The organism is Alcaligenes sp. Me129 (genome assembly GCF_050487245.1).
Classification (GTDB): domain Bacteria; phylum Pseudomonadota; class Gammaproteobacteria; order Burkholderiales; family Burkholderiaceae_B; genus Alcaligenes; species Alcaligenes phenolicus.
The window spans coordinates 276620-300729 of record NZ_JBKQGX010000002.1; the positions used below are offsets into that span (position 1 = coordinate 276620).

23 protein-coding genes are annotated in these 24110 nt (G+C 57.4%); 10 read left to right on the forward strand and 13 right to left on the reverse strand.

The annotated features are described in order from the left end of the window. Positions 1-106: 106 nt before the first annotated feature. Both ACLPGZ_RS03325 and ACLPGZ_RS03330 read right to left on the reverse strand, forming a co-directional pair. The gene (locus tag ACLPGZ_RS03325; RefSeq protein ID WP_060186022.1) at positions 107-1555 is read right to left on the reverse strand and encodes a GGDEF domain-containing protein; all 1449 of its coding nucleotides are present in this window, start codon (positions 1553-1555) and stop codon (positions 107-109) included. Between the two features lie 181 nt (positions 1556-1736). Continuing rightward, entirely contained in the window at positions 1737-2003 is a 267-nt protein-coding gene (locus ACLPGZ_RS03330; protein WP_009455580.1) for a hypothetical protein, read from the reverse strand. Between the two features lie 544 nt (positions 2004-2547). On the opposite strand from ACLPGZ_RS03330, the gene ACLPGZ_RS03335 reads away from it, so the two are divergent. Then, positions 2548-3417, forward strand: a complete 870-nt coding sequence (locus ACLPGZ_RS03335; RefSeq protein ID WP_060186021.1) for an MOSC domain-containing protein — start codon at positions 2548-2550, stop codon at positions 3415-3417. Between the two features lie 18 nt (positions 3418-3435). Here ACLPGZ_RS03335 and ACLPGZ_RS03340 read toward each other — a convergent pair whose 3' ends face one another. After that, the gene (locus ACLPGZ_RS03340) at positions 3436-3897 is read right to left on the reverse strand and encodes an Lrp/AsnC family transcriptional regulator (RefSeq protein ID WP_239055445.1); all 462 of its coding nucleotides are present in this window, start codon (positions 3895-3897) and stop codon (positions 3436-3438) included. 145 nt (positions 3898-4042) lie between these two features. On the opposite strand from ACLPGZ_RS03340, the gene metC reads away from it, so the two are divergent. Next, a complete protein-coding gene (gene metC, locus ACLPGZ_RS03345) occupies positions 4043-5266 on the forward strand; it encodes a cystathionine beta-lyase (protein ID WP_239055446.1) in 1224 nt (407 codons plus the stop codon). Here metC and ACLPGZ_RS03350 read toward each other — a convergent pair. From ACLPGZ_RS03350 to ACLPGZ_RS03365, 4 genes are all read right to left on the reverse strand, one after another. Next, positions 5246-5719, reverse strand: coding sequence for a hypothetical protein (locus ACLPGZ_RS03350; protein WP_009455589.1), 474 nt, complete (start codon positions 5717-5719; stop codon positions 5246-5248). The two genes, metC and ACLPGZ_RS03350, sit on opposite strands and share 21 nt — an antisense overlap. Positions 5720-5877: 158 nt before the next feature. Then, positions 5878-6291, reverse strand: coding sequence for an NUDIX hydrolase (locus ACLPGZ_RS03355; protein WP_239055447.1), 414 nt, complete (start codon positions 6289-6291; stop codon positions 5878-5880). A 46-nt stretch (positions 6292-6337) separates the two neighbouring features. Beyond that, positions 6338-6727 (reverse strand): YbaN family protein, encoded by a 390-nt coding sequence (locus ACLPGZ_RS03360; RefSeq protein ID WP_009455593.1) that lies wholly within the window; start codon positions 6725-6727, stop codon positions 6338-6340. 2 nt (positions 6728-6729) lie between these two features. After that, entirely contained in the window at positions 6730-7320 is a 591-nt protein-coding gene (locus ACLPGZ_RS03365; RefSeq protein WP_009455594.1) for a peroxidase-related enzyme, read from the reverse strand. A 177-nt stretch (positions 7321-7497) separates the two neighbouring features. Between ACLPGZ_RS03365 and argG the strand changes: the two genes are divergently transcribed. Next, positions 7498-8832, forward strand: a complete 1335-nt coding sequence (argG, locus tag ACLPGZ_RS03370; RefSeq protein WP_239055448.1) for an argininosuccinate synthase — start codon at positions 7498-7500, stop codon at positions 8830-8832. A 254-nt stretch (positions 8833-9086) separates the two neighbouring features. Here the strand turns inward: argG and ACLPGZ_RS03375 are convergent, their stop codons facing one another. The 6 genes from ACLPGZ_RS03375 to ACLPGZ_RS03400 all read right to left on the reverse strand — a co-directional run bounded on the left by ACLPGZ_RS03375 (position 9087) and on the right by ACLPGZ_RS03400 (position 14809). Next, entirely contained in the window at positions 9087-9920 is an 834-nt protein-coding gene (locus ACLPGZ_RS03375) for a phosphodiesterase (RefSeq protein WP_239055449.1), read from the reverse strand. A 15-nt stretch (positions 9921-9935) separates the two neighbouring features. Continuing rightward, the gene (locus tag ACLPGZ_RS03380; RefSeq protein WP_035268231.1) at positions 9936-11000 is read right to left on the reverse strand and encodes an ABC transporter ATP-binding protein; all 1065 of its coding nucleotides are present in this window, start codon (positions 10998-11000) and stop codon (positions 9936-9938) included. After that, on the reverse strand, positions 10990-11802 hold the full coding sequence (locus tag ACLPGZ_RS03385) for an ABC transporter permease (protein ID WP_239055450.1): 813 nt from the start codon (positions 11800-11802) through the stop codon (positions 10990-10992). Before ACLPGZ_RS03385 ends, ACLPGZ_RS03380 begins: the two co-directional genes overlap by 11 nt. 7 nt (positions 11803-11809) lie before the next feature. Then, complete coding sequence (locus tag ACLPGZ_RS03390; RefSeq protein WP_026482917.1) at positions 11810-12616, reverse strand: ABC transporter permease; 807 nt, start codon at positions 12614-12616, stop codon at positions 11810-11812. A gap of 22 nt (positions 12617-12638) precedes the next feature. Beyond that, positions 12639-13601, reverse strand: a complete 963-nt coding sequence (locus ACLPGZ_RS03395; protein WP_238441787.1) for an ABC transporter substrate-binding protein — start codon at positions 13599-13601, stop codon at positions 12639-12641. Between the two features lie 149 nt (positions 13602-13750). After that, on the reverse strand, positions 13751-14809 hold the full coding sequence (locus ACLPGZ_RS03400) for a LacI family DNA-binding transcriptional regulator (protein ID WP_239055451.1): 1059 nt from the start codon (positions 14807-14809) through the stop codon (positions 13751-13753). A 205-nt stretch (positions 14810-15014) separates the two neighbouring features. Here ACLPGZ_RS03400 and ACLPGZ_RS03405 point away from each other — a divergent pair, with 205 nt between their 5' ends. From ACLPGZ_RS03405 to ACLPGZ_RS03435, 7 genes are all read left to right on the forward strand, one after another. Then, a complete protein-coding gene (locus tag ACLPGZ_RS03405; protein ID WP_239055452.1) occupies positions 15015-15767 on the forward strand; it encodes a type 1 glutamine amidotransferase in 753 nt (250 codons plus the stop codon). A 76-nt stretch (positions 15768-15843) separates the two neighbouring features. Further along, the gene (kdpF, locus tag ACLPGZ_RS03410; RefSeq protein ID WP_022983188.1) at positions 15844-15939 is read left to right on the forward strand and encodes a K(+)-transporting ATPase subunit F; all 96 of its coding nucleotides are present in this window, start codon (positions 15844-15846) and stop codon (positions 15937-15939) included. Between the two features lie 136 nt (positions 15940-16075). After that, entirely contained in the window at positions 16076-17779 is a 1704-nt protein-coding gene (kdpA, locus tag ACLPGZ_RS03415) for a potassium-transporting ATPase subunit KdpA (RefSeq protein ID WP_239055453.1), read from the forward strand. 12 nt (positions 17780-17791) lie between these two features. Then, entirely contained in the window at positions 17792-18466 is a 675-nt protein-coding gene (gene kdpC, locus ACLPGZ_RS03420; protein ID WP_239055454.1) for a potassium-transporting ATPase subunit KdpC, read from the forward strand. Positions 18467-18480: 14 nt separating this feature from the next. Next, entirely contained in the window at positions 18481-20565 is a 2085-nt protein-coding gene (gene kdpB, locus ACLPGZ_RS03425) for a potassium-transporting ATPase subunit KdpB (RefSeq protein WP_239055455.1), read from the forward strand. A 45-nt stretch (positions 20566-20610) separates the two neighbouring features. Next, positions 20611-23280, forward strand: a complete 2670-nt coding sequence (locus ACLPGZ_RS03430) for a sensor histidine kinase (RefSeq protein ID WP_239055456.1) — start codon at positions 20611-20613, stop codon at positions 23278-23280. Next, entirely contained in the window at positions 23277-23984 is a 708-nt protein-coding gene (locus ACLPGZ_RS03435; RefSeq protein WP_115635094.1) for a response regulator, read from the forward strand. The genes ACLPGZ_RS03430 and ACLPGZ_RS03435 overlap by 4 nt, the downstream gene beginning before the upstream one ends. The last annotated feature ends 126 nt before the right edge of the window (positions 23985-24110 follow it).

Consider the following 24110-nt stretch of genomic DNA (forward strand, 5'->3'; position numbering starts at 1 on the left):
CAAACACGCTTGGCACAAGGGTGAGCCGTAAACTGACGCCATATCACCGCTCCCTGATGTTTTGTTTCGTATTGACACATCAGTATCGGTTTGCTTACGGATAGCGTCAAGTCTTCGTTTTTGGTTCGGGGAAATGATAGGAAAAACTCTGATCCCGACCGGCACGTTTTGCCTCGTACAAGGCCGTGTCGGCCTGACGAAGCAGAGCATGCAGATCCAGCGTGGAGGCTTCCAGAGTTGCGATACCCAGGCTGGCCGTCATGGTCAGTTGCTGCTCGTTATCCAGGGCCAGGGGCCGCAGGGCAATACTTTTGCGGACACGCTCGGCCACGGCATGGGCTTGGGTGGCGCTGCAGTCGGGCAGCAAGATGCCAAACTCCTCGCCACCCAATCGACCGCACAAGTCTGTATCGCGCAAAGCCAGGGAAATACGCTGGGTGATGGCGCTCAGGGCCAGGTCACCGACATGGTGGCCGTGGGTGTCGTTAATGGGTTTGAAGTGGTCGATGTCCAGAACAATGACGCTGACAGGAACGTGCCGTAGGCGACATTGAGTCAGCATGGTCTGGCTTTGCTGATAAAAGGCCTGCTTGTTGAGCAAACCGGTCAAGGCATCGTGGTGAGCCAGCCGCTGGAGCTTTTCCACTGCCAGATTACGGGCTGAGATCAAGCTGGCACTGGTAATGGAGGCGAGTGCAATGGAGGCAATGCCGATGCGCAGCGACAGCAGATCCAGTGAGGTATATAGCTGGCTGGGCAGGAAGTAGACCGGCTGGCTCAGGGCAAACAGTGTCCAGAGCACATAGAACAAGGTCAACAAGGTAGTGGAAAAGAGCGAGTAGCTCAGGGCGCACCACAATAAGGGCAGGACGGGAAAGGCCAGGGAGCCGGGGCCGTCAATCAGCAAACTCAACAAGCTGGTCAGTAATAAGGACAGGGCGGGTGCCAACTGGGCCAGACTCATCAAATGGGGCTCGTTCCAGTACTCCATGAAACGGCGTATGGGGCGGGCCGGGGCAGTCAGGATGACGGGCAAAATAGCGGTGTAGGAGATCATGCCGGTCAGCATCCAGGACAGGATGGCCAGCGACAAGGCTTGAGAGGTATGCAAAGACAGGGCAATGCCGCCTAGCAGGGCGGAAAGGATACAGGCCAGTCCGTAGTAGGCGGCCAGGGTCAGCATGGCCTGAGGGCGGCGCAAGGACAGGTCCAGCAGCGGATTGCGGGTGATCAGCCAGTATGCCAGCCCGACGCCACTGACATTGGCCAGGGTTAGCAAAAGGGCAATAGGCAGGGGGTTGCGGGCGATCAGTTCGGCGCACAGATAGGCCAGAACAACAATGACCCAGTTAAGGAACTGGCTGGCCCAATCCGGGCGACGAATGAACAGGCCCAGCAGCACGGCCTCGGCAGGCCAGAAGATGGTCAGGGCGTCGTAATGGCGCAGCTTGGTCCCCAGCAGGGTCAGGATCAAGACCAGGCTGAACAGGAAAAAACGGGAGAGATAGGAATAGCGCCGCGGCGGGCGCAAGCAGGAAGCCTGCTTTGATTTCATATCCGTTGCCATAGGAGCGCACGCTCGTCGTGGACGCTTTACAGCGTCGGATAAGTTTCAAGCCGCCACTATTTTAGGATGAAAGCAGGAATGTTTCTTGCAAATTGTAATTATATGTTTGCAAATGAAATTAATACGGGGAATTGGGTTGGGTTCCCCGTATTAATTGGCAGGCAAAGCCTTAGTTCAAGGCTGGCAAAGGGTGGCGTGGAGCCACGTGATGCACGTCCTGCAGGCGGAAACGGAAACGCACGTTGGCGTCCTGGTTCTGCGCGTCTGCCGTATAGGTGGTGCAGCCGTGTACAGGCGAGCTGAAAATCACGGTACCCGCCATGCGAGGCCCGTTCTTGGGTTGCAAGTAAACGGTATCGCCAATGCGAATATCGGTCTTGTTCAAGGCAATATGCTCAGGGCGCGATACCAAACCGGTTGGATAGATATTTTTCATAATTTTTTTCCTTATCGTGTGGCGTCATTACATCGTTTTTTTATTGAGATTTGATGACACCATGATGGATCGGTCTCCACACGGAGGCCAAGCCATTGCTATTTCAATGTAGAGCCGCGCTGGTCGAACAAATGTCAGGCAGACGTGCTCTGTGGCAGCATGGACAGCGCCTTATTCGTTTGCCAAGCAAATGGACGGAGCGAGTCCGCTACGATGCAAAAAATAAGTCTGGATGTGGCTGTCGTCGCCGTGGTGAATGAATACCCGCATGTTTGGGGACATGCCAGAAGGTCAAAGGGACCTGTTTTGCGTGGGTACATTCAAAAAAATGTTGATCGCACTTTCTTGATGTAATGGTATGTTGGTGCAATCAATCAACTATTAACTCATAGCTTTGCGCTGTTGTCAAGTATTGGTGCGAAATAGATTTTCAGAGTCGATGTTTCTGATCCACTTCTTTGCAATCAGTCTCCAAAGCAGGGGCAGGCAGGCGCTCAGGCTGTTTTAGAATAGGTCCCTTAACTTGCCTTTTCTGTTGCGACTCATGATTACCATCACTGGCCTTTTTACCCATCCCATCAAATCCTGTGCCGCCCAGGCCCATCCACAGGGCGTGGAGGTCAGCGTTGCGGGCCTGGCCTTTGACCGAGAGTGGGTTGTTGTTGACCAACAGGGCGTATTCATGACGCAGCGTCGCTGGCCGCGCATGGCCTTGATTCAGCCAGTGGTGCAGGACGGGCAGATTACTGTGCAAGCGCCTGGTATGGATCCTTTGTCCTGGTCTCTGGATGCCCTGGCAGGGGATAACGTCGCTGTGTCCGTGCGTATCTGGAGTTCAGATACCTTGGGCCGGGACGAGGGTGATCAGGTCGCGCAATGGTTTAGCGACTTTTTGCAGACTCCTTGCCGGGTGTTGCGTAACCATAGCCGCGCCAGGCGTTATGTATTGACCGAACGTGTGCGTCCCTGGGAAGAAAAGTCCCAGGGCTGGCGTCAGATTGGTGATCAGATCAACGGTTTTGGTTTTGCAGATGCGCTGCCTTTTCTGTTTACCAATGAGGCGTCCCTGGAAGAGCTGAACCGCCTGGTGCAACAGTCAGGTGAGCAGGCTGTGCCCATGAATCGTTTCCGCGCGAATGTGGTTTTTGAAGGTTTGCCTGCGTACGAAGAGGACTATGTGCTGGGTGTCAGCAGTGAAGGCTTGAGCTTTGCTTTTATCCGCCCTTGTACTCGTTGCCCTATGCCCAATGTGAATCAGCTGACAGCGGATGTGGGTACCCAACCCGGCCTGGCCTTGGCACAAAGCCGTCAGTTCCCGCAAGGGACCTTGTTTGGCATGCAGGCCATGCTGGTTGAATCCAAACCTCAGAGACTGAGTATCGGCCAGACGCTGGATGTAGAATACAGCTTTTAAGCCCTGAACCACACTGGATCAGGCGTAGTCCAGGGGCAGACGGGTCGTGAACTTGATCTGCTCCATGGCGAAACTGGAGCTGACGTCGGTCAGCTCTATTTCCGAGATCAGGCGCTGGTAAACACGGTCAAAGCTTTTGATGTCAGGCACAACCACGCGCAGCAAATAGTCGGTATCGCCGCTCATGCGATAGAACTCCACAATTTGCGGGATCGCCTCCACCACGGCCGAAAACTGGCTGTACCACTGTTTGTTGTGCTGATTGGTCTTGATGGCCACAAACACCGTCACCCCGACATTCAGCTTTTCAGAGCTGAGCAAAGCCACCCGTCTTTCGATATAGCCTTCCTGCTCCAGGCGCTGTATGCGTCGCCAGCAGGGTGTGCTGGACAAACCCACCCGATCGGCAATTTCCTGGATGGCCAAGGTGGCATCGTTTTGGAGGATCTCCAGAATGTGCTTGTCGAATTTATCCAGCATAAAATAATTTCCCAATAATCTTGCTGATTGTAGGTTTTTATTCTCGGAATTCTGCCCGCAGTAGCGTGAAAACGCAATAATTGCCCTTGGGCTCTTGCGTAGACTGTTTCCATTCATCTCTAGCGATCAGGATCAGGAAAACAGCATGCAGGACTGCAATTATCAACAAACCCGTTTGACCCATGTAGGACGGGACACCAGCGTGTCGGCTGGTTTTGTGAATGTACCCGTTTGTCGCGGCTCCACGATCCTGGCCGACAATCTGGAGCAATGGGCGCAGCGCAAGGAGCCTGACAATCCCTACGCGTCTTATGGCCGTTTCACCAATCCCACCTTGCAAGCCTTGACGCAGGCCGTGGCCGAGCTGGAAGGCGGTTTTCAGGCCAGCTTGTTTCCCTCTGGATTGGCGGCCTGTACTCATGCCTTGTTGGGCATGTTGGAAGTTGGAGATCATTTGCTGATACCGGATTCAGTCTATGGACCGGTACGCGCGTTTGCCCAGCAGGTGCTGGCCAGCCGCATGAGTATTCAGGTGCAGTTTTACGAGCCGTCTGTGGGGGAGGGCATGGCCAGCCTGATTCGTCCCAATACCAAGGTGGTGTACGTAGAGTCGCCCGGTTCGGCCACTTTCGAGATTCAGGATATTCCTGCGATTGCTCGCTGCGCACATGCGGTGGGGGCGTATGTGCTCTTGGACAATACCTGGGCTACTCCCTTGTTCTTCCAGCCCTTCGAGCATGGTGTGGACGTATCCATTCAGGCGGCCACCAAGTATCTGACCGGGCATTCCGATGCCTTGCTGGGAATTGCCACCGCGAATGAGCGTGCCTGGCCGTTGCTGCGCCGTGCTGCACATGATTTTGGTCAGACAGCCGGTCCTGACGATGCCTTTTTGGCGCTGCGCGGCATGCGTACTTTAGGTGTGCGTTTGCGTCAGCACCAAGCCAGTGCTTTGCAGATTGCCCGTTTTCTGGAGAATCATCCGCAGGTTCAGCGGGTGTTGCATCCGGCATTGGAATCGCATCCCGGTCATGCCATCTGGAAGCGGGATTTCACCGGCTCTACCGGCTTGTTTGGCCTTGTGCTGGAACCCTTGAGCGAAGCGCAGTTAGCCTGCTTTTTCAAGACCTTGCGCCTGTTTGGCATCGGTCTGTCCTGGGGGGGCTTCGAGAGTCTGGCTCTACCCATGGATATGCCCAAACGCAATGGGAAAGCCTTGTTCGGGGAAGGGCAGTTATTGCGTTTGCATGTGGGGTTGGAAGAGCCCCAGCACTTGCAGCAAGACCTGGAACAGGCTTTGGACGCGGCTTATGCGCTCAACACGCCCAGAAGCACAAGTGGGCTGCGTTTAGTTGCCCAGCAGGCTTAACTGCTGGTTTTCCTGCCTGGCGATCAGGCGACGCGTCTGTTCTTCACTGATGTCCAGGCTGGGATCATCCAAAGAAGGTTGAGCGGGGCTGGAGATGCTTTCTGCAATCCGGTTCCAGCGCAGTCCCAGTTTGCTGGGTTTGGCCGGGCGACGACGGCTGCGCGGGGCGGTTTCGTGCTGGTCAGGCGAGTACTGGGTCAGATCAAACTGGCCAGTAACGATCCCGACTTGCTTGAGCAGAACCATGGCCTGCAAGGGGCTTTTGAAACTGCGCGGATCTTTGCTGCGGGCGGTAACTAGCACAGCCTGACCGGCACGCGTGGCCACTTGTACAAAAAAATGATTGCCTTGTCCTTTGATGGACACACCTAAAATCCCCCCGGCTTGCGTGGCGGCACGCAGCTGCTGCAGGGTAAAGGTGACGATTGCGCCTTGACAGGGCAAAGAGGACATAAATTAGCGCTCAATAAAGAAAGCCCGCCGTTGCGGGCTGGTCGGGCAAATAGCTGCGTCCCCGCAAGAGGGGACTCAAGGGCGACATTATGCCAAAAAATAGGCGGTTCGTGGCTTGGACGGCACAAGGCAGAAGGAAGTCTTGTGCGGGCTGGCACTCAGGCGGCGGCCTGGGCGCACAGGCGCGGCAGAATGTGATTAGCCAGCAAGGGGGCTAGCGTCAGCGAACGGATTTCCTGCGGGCTGACCCAGCGCGCTTCTTCCAGCTCGGCGGCGGCCTGGATTTCCCGGTTTACCGTCAAAGTGAAAACGTGGGCATGAACCACGTGGCCAGGTTCATTGGCGGCGGGGCTTTCAAAGTATGCTTCGTAGCGGGCCGAGGCGGTTTCTTCCGCTGTCAGGCCCAGCTCTTCGTCCAGTTCGCGTTGCAGGGCTTGCAAGGGCGTTTCACCTGCTTCCAGCTTGCCACCTGCCTGCATGTAATAGGCGCTGCCACGTTTGCGGACCAGGAGAATTTGGCCTTCAGGGTTGGTGATGTAGGCGGCAGCCAGCAAGATGACAGGATTGGACATAGGTGTTTCAAGCAAAAAGGGTCAAGCCAGGATCGGTTCAAGCAGGCTATTTTTGCACAGGCTCGGAAGGGGTGTCATCCAGGGTTTTGGCACGCAGCAAATAGCGGGTGGCGAAAATGCCTGGGATCAAGAGCCCCAGTCGATACCAGCCCAGGTGACTGGTCAGCCAGGCCGAGACGGCCAGCGACAGCCACAACATGATCAGCGCCCGGCGTTTGGCCTGGCGGGTCAAGCCCTGGCCGTTCTCCCAATTTCGCAGGTATGGGCCCAGATGGCGTTGATCCAGCAGCCATTGATGAAAGCGGGGGGAGCTACGGGAAAAGCACCACGCGGCCAATAGTACAAATGGCGTGGTAGGCAGCAAGGGTAAAACAGCGCCGGCAATCGCCAGCGCCACACAAATCCACCCGGCAAACAACAGGGCGTAACGCATCATGTTTAGCGGGGAACGCGTCCCAGCATGTAGAACTCGTCATTGCAGCGCATGGACATGAAGTTGGCCATGCGGTTACTCAGGCCAAAAAAGGCACTGATGCCGGCAATATCCCAGGCGTCCTCGTCGCTGAAACCGTGCTCGTGCAGGGCCTGGAAGTCGGCGTCTTCAATCTCCTGAGCGTTTTGCGAGACTTTCATGGCAAAGCTCAGCATGGCTTTTTGGCGTGCCGGAATATCGGCCTTGCGCCAGTTCACGGCAACCTGGTCTGCCACCAGGGGATTCTTGGCGCGGATGCGCAAGATGGCACCGTGGGCAATCACGCAGTAATGACACTGATTGGCGGCGGAGGTCGCCACCACAATCATTTCCCGGTCTGCATGGCTCAAACCACTGGGCTTTTCCATCAGCGCGTCGTGATAGGCAAAAAAAGCGCGGAATTCGTCAGGACGGTGGGCCAGAGCCAGAAACACATTCGGAATAAAACCGGATTTTTCCTGCACGGCTTCAATTCGACTGCGAATATCCTCGGGCATTTCGGCCAGCGTGGGGACGGGATAACGGCTGATAGCGGGTTGAGCGTGGGTCTCGGGCATGGCTTGTCTCCAGGTAAAAATGGATGTTCTAGTTCATCGAGTAATTAAATCCAGCTACGCAAAGGTGTCCAGGGTCGGTCAAGACGATATAATGACATATTGATCCTGCCGCGGGCAGGGCTCTACAAGAGAGCCTTACGGGCGGAACTGTACTTGCACACCACTACTGACGCGATAATGACAACCATCCTTGAATCTCTTCCAGTCGGCCAGAAGGTCGGCATTGCCTTTTCCGGTGGCCTGGACACCAGCGCTGCACTTTTGTGGATGCGCAACAAGGGCGCGATCCCTTACGCATACACCGCGAACCTGGGTCAGCCTGACGAACCCGATTACGATGCGATTCCCCGCAAGGCCAAGGAATACGGTGCCACGCTGGCCCGTCTGGTGGACTGCCGTCAGCAACTGGTGGCTGAAGGGATTGCCGCCTTGCAGTGCAACGCCTTTCACATCACCACCGGTGGCGTAACCTACTTCAACACCACGCCTATTGGTCGTGCTGTAACCGGCACCATGCTGGTTGCTGCCATGAAAGAAGACGACGTCCATATCTGGGGCGACGGCAGCACCTACAAGGGCAATGACATCGAGCGTTTCTACCGCTACGGTTTGTTGACCAACCCTGAGCTGAAGATTTACAAGCCTTGGCTGGACCAGACCTTCATTGACGAGCTGGGCGGCCGCGCCGAGATGTCCGAGTACATGCAGGAAAACGGCTTCGACTACAAGATGTCGGCCGAAAAAGCCTACTCCACCGACTCCAACATGCTGGGTGCCACGCACGAAGCCAAGGATCTGGAGTACCTGAATGCCGGTATCAATATCGTCAAACCCATCATGGGCGTGGCTTTCTGGCGTGATGATGTGGCCGTGGCTGCTGAAGAAGTGCGTGTGCGCTTTGAAGATGGTCAGCCTGTCGCCCTGAACGGCGTGGAATTCTCCGACCCTGTGGAACTGATGCTGGAAGCCAACCGCATTGGTGGCCGTCATGGTCTGGGCATGAGCGATCAGATCGAAAATCGCATCATCGAAGCCAAGAGCCGTGGCATTTACGAAGCCCCCGGCATGGCCTTGCTGCACATTGCTTACGAGCGTCTGGTTACCGGCATCCACAACGAAGACACCATCGAACAGTACCGCATCAACGGTCTGCGTTTGGGCCGTCTGCTGTACCAAGGCCGCTGGTTTGACCCACAAGCCATCATGCTGCGTGAAACCGCCCAGCGCTGGGTGGCTCGTGCCGTAACTGGCGAAGTGACACTGGAACTGCGCCGCGGTAACGACTACTCCATTCTGGACACCGTCTCGCCTAACCTGACTTACAAGGCCGAGCGTTTGAGCATGGAAAAAGTGGACAGCATGTTCTCGCCACGCGACCGTATCGGTCAGTTGACCATGCGTAACCTGGACATCGTGGACACCCGCGACAAGTTGTTCACCTACACCCAGGCTGGCCTGTTGGCTCCTGCCGCTGGTTCGGCTGTGCCTCAGCTGAAAGACAGCAAGAAGTAAGACATGGCTTGCAGATCGGGGTGGCTCTGGGCAGCCCTCTTGATCTGAAGCAGCAGTATCAAAACACCCCAATATTGGTTGAATCCGATATTGGGGTGTTTTTTTTATGGGATGGACCTAGCGTTCTTGAACGGCTTTGCTCAATGCTGTCAGTGTTTGCTACTGCCTTGAGCTAGCAAAGAGGGACCTATAGTCAACTTGGTTTGACGAGACCATCAAGGCCAAGCAGCAGTTGGTGTACGCCGTGCATCCAATCAGTCGATCAGTTTCCCGCTTGGCTCATGGAAGGCGAAGGGGCCGTCGAATTGGCCGACGGTGGCAGTATGGGTCACGATCTGGCCAAGGCTGTCCAGCGCATGAACGGCATAGCCGGGTGGTTCCAGTGTCCAGGCCGATGCTGCATTTTCAGCCAGATCCAGACAGACTTGATGCGCCACCGATGGGGCGGTGCTGGCAATGGTGCCGCCAAAACGGATCTGGATATTGCGATGCAAATGTCCGCTGATCACACGTTCGATATTGCTGTGTCGGCGCACAATCGCTTCCAGTTGTTCTGCTCCTTGCAGCAGGCCTATCTTGTCCATGTGGCCGATCAAGGTGTTGAAAGGAGGGTGATGCAGGGCAATGATGGTAGGGCGCTCAGGCTGTTGGGCCAGCTCGGTACGTAACCAGTCCAGTTGTTCCTGATCCAGACTGCCCGCGCTGGCTCCCAATACCGCACTGTCCAGGGCCAGTAGTCTAAGCTCTCCAATGTCCACGCTGTAGCAAACGGGCCCGGCCTTACCCAGATAGGTATGTTCGGGAAAGCTCTCGCGCAGTTGCTGGCGGTCATCATGGTTGCCCGGCAACAAATACACCGGGATGGAGCCCAGCGGTGCCAGCAAGCGGCGCAAGTGCGCATATTCCTGTGGTCGACCAAAGTCGGTCAGATCGCCCGTCAACACCAGGGCATCCGGTTTCTGTGGCAGGGCTAGAGCGTGGTTGATGGCGTCCTGCAGATAGGGGGCGGTATTCAGACGGCCATAAGCCAGCCGGCCTTCTTCCCGAATATGCGGGTCCGTCATTTGAATCAGTAATGTTTTCAGCATCGTTATCCGTTTGTGTTAAGAGAGTGGCACGGTACCGGGCATCAGCTTGCCGGGGTTGATGTGAATTCCCACTGTACTGCCAAGGACGGCTCCGTGATCACGGTCTACCTCGGCAGTCAGAGGGGCTTGTCCGTCCACGTCCAGGGTCAGTTGCACCCGTCCACCCATAAAACTGCGTTGTCGCACTTTGGCACGTGCCCAGCCGCTGGGTGTATCCATGCAAACGCTGATGTCTTCCGGGCGAACCAGTAACTCCTGCGCCCCGCGCAAGGTCTCGGGGCAAGTCAGGCTCAGGTCTGCCAGACGGATCTCGTTATTGAGCAGGCTTTGTTCGCTGCGTTGCAGGACGTTGACCCGCCCGAGGAAGGTAGCGACAAAAGGGTGGGCCGGATGGCGGTACAGGCTTTCGCCATCGCCAATCTGAATGATGCGGCCTTCGTGCATGACGGCCAGACGGTCGGCAATGGCAAACGCTTCCTGCTGATCGTGGGTCACATGAATGGCCGTGATACGCAGGCGTCGCAGCAGCTCGGCCAGCTCGTCGCGCAAGGAGACTTTCAGCTTGGCATCCAGGGCGGCCAGCGGCTCGTCCAGCAGCAGAACGCGGGGTTGATTGGCAATGGCACGTGCGATGGCAACGCGTTGTCGTTGCCCACCCGACAAGGCGGAGGGCTGGCGTTTTTCCAGACCGTTCAGGCGCATCAGATCGACCAGCTCACCCACCAGCTTCTGCCGTGCAGGCAGAGCCATGCCCTTGATTTTCGGGCCATAGCCGATATTGGCTTCCACCGTCATGTTCGGGAACAGGGCGTAATGTTGAAACACCATGCCGACCTCACGCTTTTCAATCGGCAGATGGGTGACGTCCTGGCCGTCGAACAGAATGCGGCTGCCGGCATCGGGCATTTCCAGGCCGGCGATCAGTCGCAGCAAGGTGGTCTTGCCGCAGCCCGAGGGCCCCAGCAAAGCCATGACCTCACCGGGGGCGATGTCCAGAGTGCTGGGATGCAATCCCCGTGTGCCATCAGCATAGGTTTTGGCGCAGTGTTCGATACGCACCGGTATGTGTTTATTTTCCATAGTGTTTCTCCAGCAAGCGCGCCAAGGTCTGCAGCCCCCACAGCACGGGCAAGATGACGAGCATGAAAATCAGCGTATAGGCCGAGCCCACCTCGATACGCATGGAGGCGTAGCTATCGGCCAGCCCCACGGGCAAGGTGCGGGTCAGTGGCGTATGCAACATCCAGGTCAGGTTGAACTCGCCCAGCGACAAGGTGAAGACCATCAGGCTGCCAGCCACAATCGCAGGCAGGATGGCCGGCAGCAGGATGCCGAAAAAGATTTGCGTAAAGCTGGCTCCCAGCGAGCGGGCCGCTTCTTCCAGATCGATCAGGCTGCGTTTTTGCAGAGCTGCTGTGGTCGTACGCACCATAAAGGGCAGGGTGAACACAATGTGGCCCACCAGAATGAACCAGAAGCTTTGACGAAAGCCTTGCAAGGAGCCATAGGCCAGCAGCAGGGCCAGGGCCGAGGCCATGCCGGGGACCGCCACTGGCAAGGTCAGCAGTTCTTCAAAGCTGCGCGCCAGACGGGAGCGGCTGCGTGCCAGGGCATAGGCACAGGGGACGCTCAGCATAATGACAGCCAGCACACAAAGCAGCGCCAGCTGCAGGGATAGCCAGACTGTGCTGCCGTAGTTGGCCCAGACGTGCTCCACCCATTTCAGGGTCAGGCCACTTTTCAGTCCGATACGATAATTGTTGACCAGCCCGGCCAGCACGGAAACCAGAATGGGGCCGAGCAGGAACAGCACGGTCAGTCCAGTGACAGCCAGAAGCAGGGGGGCAGGGCGATGGGGGTTTGAAGCCGTTTTCAGTGTCATGATGTCCTCAAATAACGACCGAGGGATCGCGGACCAGACGCCGGGCCAGCCACAAGGTAAACCATGTCAGCAGCCCCAGGGAAATGGACAAGCTGGCCGCCAGGGTGAAATTCGCATAGTTGGTAAATTCGTTATAGATCGTGATGGGCAGCACTTCGTAGCGGCTGGACAGGGTGAAGGCCGTACCGAAAGCGCCCATGGAGGTGGCAAAAACAATGGCACCGCAAGACAGGGACGTGGGAGCCAGTTCCGGTATCCAGACATCTCTGGCAATGTCCCAGCGTGTGGCTCCACAGGAGCGCGCGGCTTCCTCCAGATTGCGGTCTATGGATTCGGCGGCTGCGGTGTAAGTAGCAATGGCGCGGGGCAGGGAAAAGTACAGATAGGCCAGAAACAAACCTAGCAGGCCGTAGGCAAAGGTCACTCGCCCCAGCCCCAGATCCTGGCCGATCTGGGCCAGCAGCCCCTGCCGACCGCCCAGCAAGATAATGAAAAAGCCCACGATGACGCCAGGAAAGGACAGGGGCAGCGTCATCAGGGAGAGCAGCAGGCGCTTGGCCGGCACGCGATAGCGAGCCATCACGATGCCGACCATGGCACCCAGCACCAAGGTGGCCAGGGTCACGATGGCGGACAGGAGCAGCGTTTGCAGCAAGGCCTGCAAGTACCGCCCCGATGTCAGCACGACCCAGTAGGTGTGCATGCCTTCTTGTGCGGGCAGGGCCAGAAGCTGTACCGCGGGCAAGAGCCAGAATGCGGCAAAGAAAGCGACGGCAGGGGCCGAGCACAAGGGCAGCAGGTATTTGCGTTGCATACGCTAACTCCACATGGACCGCTTAGCGGACCTCTGCCAGATAACGCTCGGCAAAGGGTTTTTGACCCTGTGCCATGCGCTCATAGTCGATGGCCTTGGCACGCGCGTATTCGCTGTCGGGCAGGAAGCGCGACTGGGCTTCCTTGCTGATGGCGCTGCTGCGAACCGGGCGCAGGAAAGCATTGGCCCAGATGGACTGCCCTTGCTCGGACAGCACAAAATCCAGCACCTTGCGTCCCTGTTCGGTGTGTGGAGCCTTGTTGACCAGGGACATCACATACGGCACCACAATCGTGCCTTCCTGGGGGATCACGAAAGCGACGTCCTCGCCGTCCTTGTACTGAGCGCGGTAGGCGCTGAAGTCATAGTCCAGCAAGATGGGGATTTCGCCGGAAATCAGGCGGGCATAGGCGGTTTGCTTGGGAACAATGGGATTGTTCTTTTGCAGGGCCTTGAACCAGTTGATGGCGGGATCAAAGTTGTCCATATTGCCGCCCAGGGCTTCGTTGATGGCAACGGCACCCACGTAGCCCACGAAGGCCGATGAGGGGTCCAGATACCCGACCAGGCCTTTGTACTCGGGCTTGAGCAGGTCGTTCCAGGAGGCAGGCACCGGCACATTGCCCAGGGCCGACTTGTTTACCATGATGCCCATGGTGCCGGAGTGGATTGCAAACCAATGGCCTTGCGGGTCTTTCAGCCCTTCGGGAATCTGCTCCCAGCCCTGGGGTTTGTAGGCCTGGGTCACGCCTTCTTTCTGGGCCTGAATGGCAAAGGTGATGCCCAGATAAGTCACATCGGCGACCGGGTTGGCGGACTCGGCAACCAACTGGGCCAGGGACTGGCCGGAGTTCTTGTTATCGGGCGGGACGGTAATGCCGGTGTGCGCCTTGATGGCCTCGATCTGGCTGGCCCAGTCGGCCCATTCTGGTGGACAGTTGTAGCAAATGGCCGTCTGCGCAGCGGCGGCGCTTCCCACGGTCATCAGGGCCAGGGGCAGTGCCACGCGGCAAGCCAATGTACTCAGCATATGTTTCATGGTCGATCACTCCAGTCAGTCAGTGGTGTCAGGAAAAAGCCGGGATTGGCTTGAACGCAGGGGGGCGGGAGCGGGTCCCGCAGAGGAAAGGGGCTTCATCCTGGATGCGCCCGTGGTGAACAAGGGGCAGGGGCGCAGGACTCGCCCGGGTTGAAGGTGTAGGGCAGCAGAACCGAGGCCTGCGCGGGAACCGTTTTTTGCTGGGCTACCGCCTCCAGCAGTAGGCCGATGCACTGGCGACCAATTTCTTCATTGGGCTGTGCGATGGTGGCCGGGCGTGGAAACAGTTCAGCGCCCAGGGCGATGCCGTCAAAGCCGATCACGCTGATATCGTTGGGAACCTGCAGGCCAATCTGCTGTGCCGTGCGCAGACAGCGAATGGCAATCAGATCGTTGGAGCCAATCATGGCTGTGGGGCGTTCCGGTTGGCGCAAGAGTCGGGCGACGCTGGCAAGATGCACGTCCTCAGAAGACGGTGCTTGCTCTCCTTGATCCATGAAAGGCACTTCCAGCAGTGGCATGGGCACCAGGCCAGCCTTGTCCATTCCTTTCAGATAGCCACGGCTGCGTTGCTGGGCGCGATCAGAAACGTGCAGATGACCGCTTACCATGGCAATGCGGCGATGCCCTTGCCTTGCCAAGTGGCCGATCAATTCAATCATGGCCTGCTCGCCGTTGACGGTGACGCAAGGATGCTCGGGATGCAGGTTGTACGCCAGTACGTAGGGACAGCGTGTCTTGCTCAGCCGAACTAAAGCAGGAGAGTGAGCCGGGTTGGAGACCACCAGCACAATGCCTTCCACATTGCTGGCCAGGAGCAAGGCCACTGCCTGGGATTCACGTTCCAGGTGGTAGTCGGTAAAGAAGGGCAGGATGGCATAGCCGCCGCGGGCTGCGGTATCGGCGATGCCCTTCAGGCACTCGGCAAAGACGGGGTTGAGCAAGGTCGGCAATACCACGCCGATGACTCGGCTGCGCTGGCTGCGCAGACTGCGTGCCGAGGCATTGGGCTCATAAGCCAGTGCGTCGATCGCGGCTTGCACGCGCAGGCGGGTTTTCTCACCCACCTTTTCCGGCTCATTGAGCACGCGCGAGACCGTCGCAACCGATACCTGTGCTGCTCTGGCGACATCCAGTATTCCTATGTTGGCCATGACACCCAGCCGTCAAAATGAAAACGATTACATTTGAGCAAAGGCATATGTCAGGCAAATGACGGTCTTGGTTTTTTGTGTGCTGCAGGAAGCACCTTGATGCCACTTATACGAGCCTGATCGCAAACAGATCCTGGTCTTGATACGGCCAGTTCTACAGTGAGTTCTCCTGAACAACAGGCCTGCGTGGTCAGGCTTTCATCTCATGAAACCCATTCTTGTTTTGCAGCACGAGGTCACGCAAGGGCCGGGGGTGCTGCTGGATCATCTGGAGAGACACGGTCTTCCCTATCACTTGTGCATGTCGCCGCTGGATGGCCGGGCGCCCGTGTCGGCTCGTGATTACAGCGGGGTGGTGGTGCTGGGCAGTGATCGCAGTGTCAATGATCTTTTGCCCTGGATAGAGCTGGAGCATGCCTTGTTGCAGGATGCGGTTCAGCGTCATGTTCCGGTTCTGGGGCATTGCTTCGGGGCACAACTGCTGGCGCGTTCCCTGGGGGCCCGCGTGCAGCGCAATCCGTATCCGAACATAGGCTGGGGCCAGGTCTGGAGCAGTCCCTACGCCCGGCGTGTCATGGGCCTGCCCAGGCGTGCCATGCTGTTCAACTGGCATTACGACACCTTCCAGATTCCCTCGGGGGCCAGCCGGACTTTATACGGCCCTCATTGCCTGAATAAAGGTTTCTGCCTGGGCCCGCATTGGGCCTTTCAAGGCCACCTGGAAGTGACTGCCGACAGCATCCGTCAGTGGTGTGATCACGGCCGCTGCGAGTTGGAGCAGGTATACGGTCCGGCGGCCCAGGATGCAGAACATATCTTGTTGGGCCTGGATCAGCACCTGAGCACTTTGCACCTTATTGCCAGACAGACTTATCAACGCTGGACAGATCAGTTGCTGGAGCGTGCCGGTGTCGCCCTGGCCCAAATCCATATGCCGTCTTTATACGCGGGCCAGTAAACACTGCTCTGAATTTATGCCGCCACTCCTAGACTTTCTCTGTCTGCTGCAAGTCAGCATTGATCAGGAGTTCGGGATGAGTGCGTCCTTTTTTACGGTTCTGGCAGGAGGGATTTCTCTGGGGCTGTTTATCTATTTGTTCTATGCCTTGCTCAAGGCCGAAAAATTCTAAGTTCAGGCCAGCAAGTGTTCATTGTGGGAACAGGTGTGCATATGAGTGATTTTCTATTTTTAGCGGTGCTGTTCGCGTTCTTTGCGATGGCGACCGGATTTGTTCTTGGTCTTGAGAAGCTGTAAGAGGAGCTGTCATGCTGGACGATCTGATGCAGTTTCTAGTTATTCTGGCCGTCTCTACGGTCTTGTTAGTGGTGGTGGGTAAATGGATTGCCCATTTTTTCAGTAGCCCCAATCACAGCCTGATCGAACGTGGCACGTATCGGCTGCTGGGCGTAAATCCTGAAGAGAAAATGTCCTGGAAGCGATATGGTCTGGCGCTCTTGTTGAGCAATGCCGCCATGTTGCTTCTGGGATATATTCTTTTGCGGGTGCAGGGCTGGATTCCCGGCGACAGCCTGCAGCGCGCCGCGCAAACGCCTGACCTGGCCTTTAATACGGCTGTGTCTTTTACGACCAATACCAATTGGCAGGCGTACTCGGGTGAATCCAGTCTGTCCAATTTTTCCCAAATGGCGGCCATCACCTTTCTGATGATGATCAGTGCCACAACGGGTCTGGCAGCGGCAGGAGGTTTCATCCGTGGCTTAAGCCGTAAAAGCTCGGCCGATATTGGCAACTACTGGGTGGATTTCACCCGCTCCTTGTATCGCTTGCTCTTGCCGTGCAGCTTCCTGCTGGCCTTGCTGTATATCTGGCAGGGTATGCCACAGACACTGAGCTCGGATGCCGTGGTCAATACGCTGGAAGGTCTCAAGCAGCAGATAATTCTGGGGCCAGTAGCCAGCCTTGAAAGCATCAAGCACGTGGGGACTAATGGGGGCGGCTTCTTTGGTATGAACGCGGCTCATCCATTTGAAAACCCTACGCCGCTGACTAATACCGTGCATATGCTCAGCATGTTGCTGGTGCCCTCGGCCCTGACTTACGCCTTTGGCTCCATGCTGGCTCGTCGCCGCCAGGGTTGGGCTTTCTTTGCGGCCTTCCTGGTGATGTTCATCGGTTTTCTGTCCCTGATTTATAGCGCCGAACAGGCAGGCAACCCTTTGCTGACTTCCCTGGGGGTGGACCAAACCCAAAGCAGCACGATGGGCGGTGGCAATCTGGAGGGCAAGGAACTGCGCTTCGGTGTGGCGCAAAGCAGCTTGTTTGCCACCGTGACCACGGCTGCGACTACCGGCTCGGTCGATGCCATGCACTCTTCGCTGACTCCTTTGGGTGGCCTGGTGCCGATTGCCCAAATGATGCTGAACAACGTGTTTGGCGGGATAGGTGTGGGCTTTATCAGCCTGGTCAGCTACGCCATTCTGACGGTGTTTCTGGTGGGCATGATGATAGGGCGCAGCCCGGAGTTCTTGGGCAAGAAGATCGAGGCGCGGGAGATGAAGTACGTGATGCTGGCCATGCTGGCGCATGCCTTCAGCATTCTGGGTTTTACGGCCTTGGCCAGCGTGCTGCCCTCCACCATGGACAGTCTGTCCAATATGGGGCCGCATGGTTTCAGCGAAGTTCTGTACGCCTATACCTCGGGTACGGCGAATAACGGTTCCGCCTTTGCAGGTTTCAACGCGAACACCCCTTTCTTCAATACAACGATAGGGCTGGCCATGTTGGTGGGGCGGTATCTGACCCTGCTGCCCCTGCTGGCTCTGGCCGGTGTGCTGGCTGCCAAGAAAGCGGTTCCTGCCGGACCAGGCACCTTGTCGACGGCCACCCCCTTGTTCACCGGCCTGTTGATTTTCGTGGTTCTGGTGGTGGGCGGGCTGACTTTCTTGCCTGCACTGGCGCTGGGCCCGATTGTGGAGCACCTGTTGATGCTCGATGGCATTACTTTTTGAGGATTGACTGTCATGTCTACCCATCAATTTATGGTTTCGACACCGGCGGCACCGACGATGAAAAGCTTGTTGCGTCCCGTGCTGCTGTCCGCCTTGTTTTTTATGCTGTTGACGGGCATTGCCTACCCGTTGGCCACGACCTTTATCGGCACCGCCCTGTTCCCGGAGCAGGCAAAGGGCAGCCTGATTCTGCGTGACGGCCGCCTCGTGGGTTCACGCCAGATTGGTCAGTATTTTAGTCAGCCCGAGTATTTCCATGGGCGTCCCAGCGCGACGTTGGGAGCCGATCCGGCTGACCCTTCCAAGAGCATTGCGCAGCCCTATAACGCGGCGGCCAGTGGTGCCAGCAATCAGGGGGTATTAAGCAAAAGTTTGCTGGAGGCTGTGGCAGAACGCAGCAAGGCATATCGCCTGATGAACGGTTTGGCAGAGGATGCTCCCGTGCCTGTAGATGCTGTCACAGCGTCGGCATCGGGTTTGGACCCGCATATTTCGGTGGCCAACGCCCGTTTGCAGGCCGCTCGTATCGCCAAAGTGCGCGGTATGCCGCTGGCTCAGGTCCAGGTCCTGATTGATCGCTATACCAGTGCTCGTCAATTCGGGGTGCTGGGCGAGCCACGCGTGCAGGTCTTGGAGCTTAATCTGGCGCTGGACATGGCCAAGCGTGCCCAGCCCGCAGTGCGTTAGGAGCAGGTGTCATTATGTCTATTACTGATCTGAAAGCCCCGCAAGAGGCCGAGCGTTCGACGGCATTTCAGGCCGTACCCTGGGGCACGGTGTGCAAGGAAGCCTTCAAGAAATTGTCGCCTTGGGTGCAGTTCAAGAACCCGGTGATGTGTGTGGTGTATCTGGGCAGTATCGTCACCAGCTTGCTGGGCATTCAGGCCTTGATGGGGCAGGGTGAGGCCCCCGCTGGATTTATCTGGTCTATTGCAGCCTGGTTGTGGTTTACAGTCCTGTTTGCCAATGCGGCCGAAGCCGTGGCAGAAGGGCGTGGTAAAGCGCAGGCCGACGCGCTGCGTTCTACGCGCAAGCGGGTCATGGCCAAGGTTCTGAAAGACCCCGCCCGTGATAGCCGCGCCTGGCCTGTCCCCAGCGACGAACTGCTGCCCGGTGCCTATGTGCTGGTTGAAGCGGGCCAGATTATTCCGGCTGACGGCGAAGTGCTGCAGGGGGCAGCGTCGGTAGACGAGTCCGCCATTACGGGTGAATCGGCGCCGGTCATCCGGGAATCGGGGGGCGACTTTTGTTCTGTTACGGGGGGAACCCGTGTTCTGTCTGACTGGATCGTGATGCGGGTCACCGCCAAACCGGGTGAGGCTTTTCTGGATCGCATGATTGCGATGGTGGAGGGCGCCAAGCGCGGCAAGACGCCAAACGAGATTGCCTTGAATATCTTGCTGGTTGCCCTGACGCTGATCTTTCTGCTGGTGTGCGTGACCTTGCTGCCTTTCTCCAGCTTTGCGACGGTGCTGACCGGACAAGGTTCGCCCGTTACGATTACCGCCTTGATTGCTCTGTTGGTGTGTCTGATTCCGACTACCATCGGTGCCTTGCTGTCGGCGGTAGGTGTCGCCGGGATGAGCCGCATGATGAAAGCCAATGTGCTGGCCAGCTCGGGCCGCGCTATCGAGGCGGCGGGAGACGTGGATGTTCTGCTACTGGACAAGACAGGCACCATTACGCTGGGTAATCGGGAGGCCTCGGCCTTTTTGCCTGCGCCGCAGGTATCGGAACAGGCCTTGGCAGACGCAGCCCAATTGGCATCGTTGGCGGACGAGACCCCCGAAGGACGCTCCATTGTGGTGCTGGCCAAGCAGCTTTTCAATTTGCGTGGTCGTGAATTGCAAGGTGCGCAGACCATTGCCTTTAGCGCCCATACACGCATGAGCGGCATTGATATCGAGGGTCGTCAGATTCGTAAAGGGGCGGCAAATACCATGCGCTCCCATATCGAGTCCCTGGGCGGCGTGTTTCCTCGCGAACTGGACACCTTGGTCAATGAGGTCGCTCGCCGGGGCAGCACACCGCTGGTCGTCACTGAAGGTAATAAGGTGCTGGGTGTGGTGGAGCTCAAGGATATCGTCAAAGGCGGTATCAAGGAGCGCTTTGCCGAGTTGCGCGCCATGGGCATCAAGACTGTCATGATTACCGGGGACAACAAGCTGACCGCCGCTGCCATTGCGGCCGAAGCCGGGGTGGATGACTATCTGGCCGAAGCCACGCCCGAGGACAAGCTGCAATTGATTCGGCGCTATCAGGATGAAGGTCGCCTGGTTGCCATGACTGGCGACGGCACGAATGATGCGCCTGCTCTGGCGCAGGCCGATGTGGCCGTGGCCATGAACAGCGGCACCCAGGCAGCTAAAGAGGCCGGCAATATGGTGGATCTGGACAGTAATCCCACCAAGCTCCTGCGTGTGGTGGAAGTGGGCAAGCAGATGATCATGACGCGCGGTGCCCTGACCACCTTCAGCATTGCCAATGATCTGGCCAAGTACTTTGCGATTATTCCTGCGGCTTTTGTGGTCACGTATCCTGCTTTGGGTGCCTTGAATGTGATGCAACTGCATAGTCCGGCTAGCGCCATCCTGTCGGCAGTCATTTTCAACGCCTTGATCATCATCGCCTTGATTCCTTTGGCCTTGCGGGGTGTGAAGTATCGGGCCGAACCGGCCAGCCGTTTGCTGAAACGCAACTTGCTGATTTACGGCTTGGGAGGGCTGATCGCCCCTTTCATAGGCATCAAGCTGATTGATTTGCTGCTGACGCCGTTTTTTGGATAAGAGCGTAAGATCAATAGCAATTTTCTGGATGGAGTGCGCAGATTCATGTCACTTGAGGATAGGCCGGACCCGGATGAGCTGCTGCAGGTGATTGGCGAAGATCCGCACCAGCCTCGTCGCGGGCAGCTCAAGATTTTCTTCGGCGCTTGTGCGGGCGTAGGGAAAACCTACGCCATGCTCAAGGAGGCGCATCAACGCCAGTCCGAGGGCGTGTCCGTGGCTATCGGGATTGTGGAAACCCATGGCCGCCAGGAAACCCAGGCTCTGATTGACGGTTTGCCCGTGCTGCCCCGCAAGGAGTATCAACGTCAGGGGCGGGTGGTGACGGAGTTTGATCTGGATGCCGCCTTGGCCTCGGGTTATCAGCTGCTGCTGGTGGACGAGCTGGCGCACTCCAATATTGAAGGCAGTCGACACGCCAAGCGCTGGCAGGATGTGGAGGAATTGCTGGATGCGGGCATTGATGTGTATACCGCGCTCAATGTGCAGCATCTGGACAGCCTGAATGAGGTGGTGGGCGGCATTGTCGGGGTACGGGTTCGGGAGACGGTGCCAGACCGGATTTTTGATCGGGCGGCCGATGTCTTGCTGGTGGATCTGCCGCCGGATGATCTCTTGTCTCGTCTGAGTGCGGGCAAAGTGTATCTGGCCGACTCGGTGGCCCACGCGCGTCAGAACTTCTTTCGTCGCGGCAATCTGATTGCTCTGCGTGAGTTGGCTTTGCGCCGGGTGGCGGATCGGGTCAATGCGGACGTGCATGTGTATCGGATCTCCCATGCGATCCGGACAGTTTGGCCGACACGTGAGTTACTGATGGTATGCGTCAGTGCCGATAGCGCCCAGGAAGCTCTGATTCGGGAGGGGGCGCGCTTGGCCCAGCAATTGCAGACGCCCTGGATTGTGCTGCATGTGGATACGCCGCAGGAAAGCGGGCAGATCAAGGCGCAGGAAGCACTGGTGCGCTTGGCGGCCAGTGCTCAGCATGCCGGAGCCGAGTTTGCCAATATTGCCGGGCAGGATGTGGCGCATACGATTTTGGCCTATGCCCGTCAACGCAATGCGACCAAGCTGATTTTGGGAAACTCGTCAGCGCGATCTATCTGGCCCTGGCGCACTCGCCTGTCCGAGCGCCTGGCGCGCAGCAACCCTGAAATTGGTTTGCTGCTGCTGCGTATGGATACGGTACAGCGGCCCATACGGCCCCTGGAGCTGGAACAACCCATGGCACAAGGCAAGGCCTTGTCGATTGCGTCCATTATTTGTGTTGTGACCACCTTGCTGGCCGAGAAGCTCTTGCCCTTTTTCGAGCTCTCCAACGTGATCATGCTGTTCCTGATCACTGTGGTCTTTATTGCCCTGCGTTTGGGACGACTGGCGGGGGTATGGGCTTCTTTGCTGTCAGTGGCGTTTTTCGACTTCTTTTTTGTCGAGCCGCGTTATTCCTTCTCGGTAACGGATACCCAATATGTCTTTACCTTCGGCGTCATGCTGGGAGTGGCGCTGATTATTGGCCAACTGGCTGCCAAGCTGCAGGCCGAAGCCAGGGCTGCCCGTGATGGTGAACGCCGTGCTGCGGCATTGACTCGTGTCAGCCGGGACTTGGCCGGAGCCTTGGCCCTGGAACAAGTCCTGGCGGTCTGCCGCGATACGCTGGAACCTTTGTTCGAGATGCAGGTGGTACTGGTGGTGCCGGATCAGCAAAACCAGTTGGTAGCGACTCGTCATACAGGCTTTGTAGAGCTATCGGTGGCGCAGTGGGTGTTTGATCATATGGAAGCCGCCGGTAATGGCACTGAAACCCTGAGCGGTGCCAGTGCCCTGTATCTGCCCTTGAAAGGCCCCATGGCCCCGCGTGGGGTCTTGGTGGTGCAGTCCGGCGGAGCCGCTTCCTTGAGGACACCGGATGGACGGCGCTTGCTGGATGCTTGTTGCTTTACCTTGGCCCAGGCTCTGGAGCGAATTCATTATGTGGAAATCGCTCAGGATACGGTGCTGCGCATGGAGGGGGAGAAAATGCGCAATACCTTGCTATCCGCTGTCTCGCACGATTTACGCACGCCCTTGACTGTGATTCGAGGCCTGGCAGAAACGCTGGAGCAGCCCAAAGGCTTGAGTGAAACCGAGCGCACGGATATTGCCCGATCGATCCGCATTGAATCGGACGAATTGCGCCGCCAGGTATCCAACCTGCTGGATCTGGCGCGTATGCAAAGCGAAGGGGTGAAGTTGCATAAGGAATGGCATGCCCTGGGCGAGATTGTGGGGATTGCCGTTGCCCGTTGCTCAGCGGCTTTGCAGCCTCGCAAGGTGGTGACCGAGTTTGCGGCCGACCTGCCTTTGATCGAGGTGGATGGTGTTTTGCTGGAGCGAGTGGTGACGAATCTGCTGGATAATGCCGCCAAATATACGCCCGTCACCAGTACGATTTCCCTGCGCGGCCTGTGTTCTGGTCAGTCCATGTATTTAATGATCAGTGATGACGGGCCAGGCCTGCCGCCCGGTGATCCCGAGCGCTTGTTCGATACGTTTACTCGGGGGCAGAAAGAGTCCTCTGTGGCAGGTGTGGGCTTGGGTCTGGGCCTGTGCCGCACGATTATTGCCGCACATGGTGGTACGATCAGCGCCAAGCCGCGTTTGCCTCATGGGGTGATCTTCGAGATTCGCCTGCCCTGGAAACCGGTTCCCCGTATGGATGGTGACGAGCTACTGACATGAACAAAGCCCAGATACTGATCGTGGAGGACGAATCCAATATTCGTCGTTTCGTGCGAATTGCCTTGGAGCAGGAAGGCATGTCCGTGATCGAGGCCAGCACGCTGGCGCAGGCGCGCATGGATGCGGCAACCCGCCGTCCTGATTTGATGATTGTGGATTTGGGCTTGCCGGACGGGGATGGCAAGGACTTGATCCGCGATCTGCGCAGCTGGGTGTATTCGCCCATTCTGGTGCTGTCGGCGCGTGAACGAGAGGAAGAAAAAGTAGCGGCCTTGAATGCCGGGGCGGACGATTATCTGGTCAAGCCCTTTGGCGTGCCGGAACTGCTGGCCCGGATACGAGCCTTGCTGCGACGCTCCCAACTGGTCCCGAATGGTCAGGCGGCTTCTTCGAGTGTTCGCTTTGGGGGTGTGCAGGTGGATCTGGCCTCCCACGAGGTCACGCGGGACGGGGAGGCCGTGCATTTGACGCCTATCGAGTTTCGTTTGCTGACGGCCTTGATTCGGGGGCATGGCAAGGTGCTGACCCATCAACACTTGCTGCATGAAACCTGGGGAGCGGCGTATTCCGATCGGCCTCATTACCTGCGGGTGTACATGATGCAGCTGCGCCAAAAGCTGGAAGAGGATGCGGCACAACCCAAGTATTTACTGACTGAGTTGCAGGTTGGCTATCGTTTGGCGGGTTTGGAAATCCAGGAGTAAAGCGAATCTGGTGTTGATGTGGGCGGTGTTGCTTGAGATTGCTTATCGCATTGCCTGACGCTTTGAGGACTTGAGTTTGGCGGTTAAAGGATCAGCAGTACGCCAGTTTGGAACGTATATTCAAAG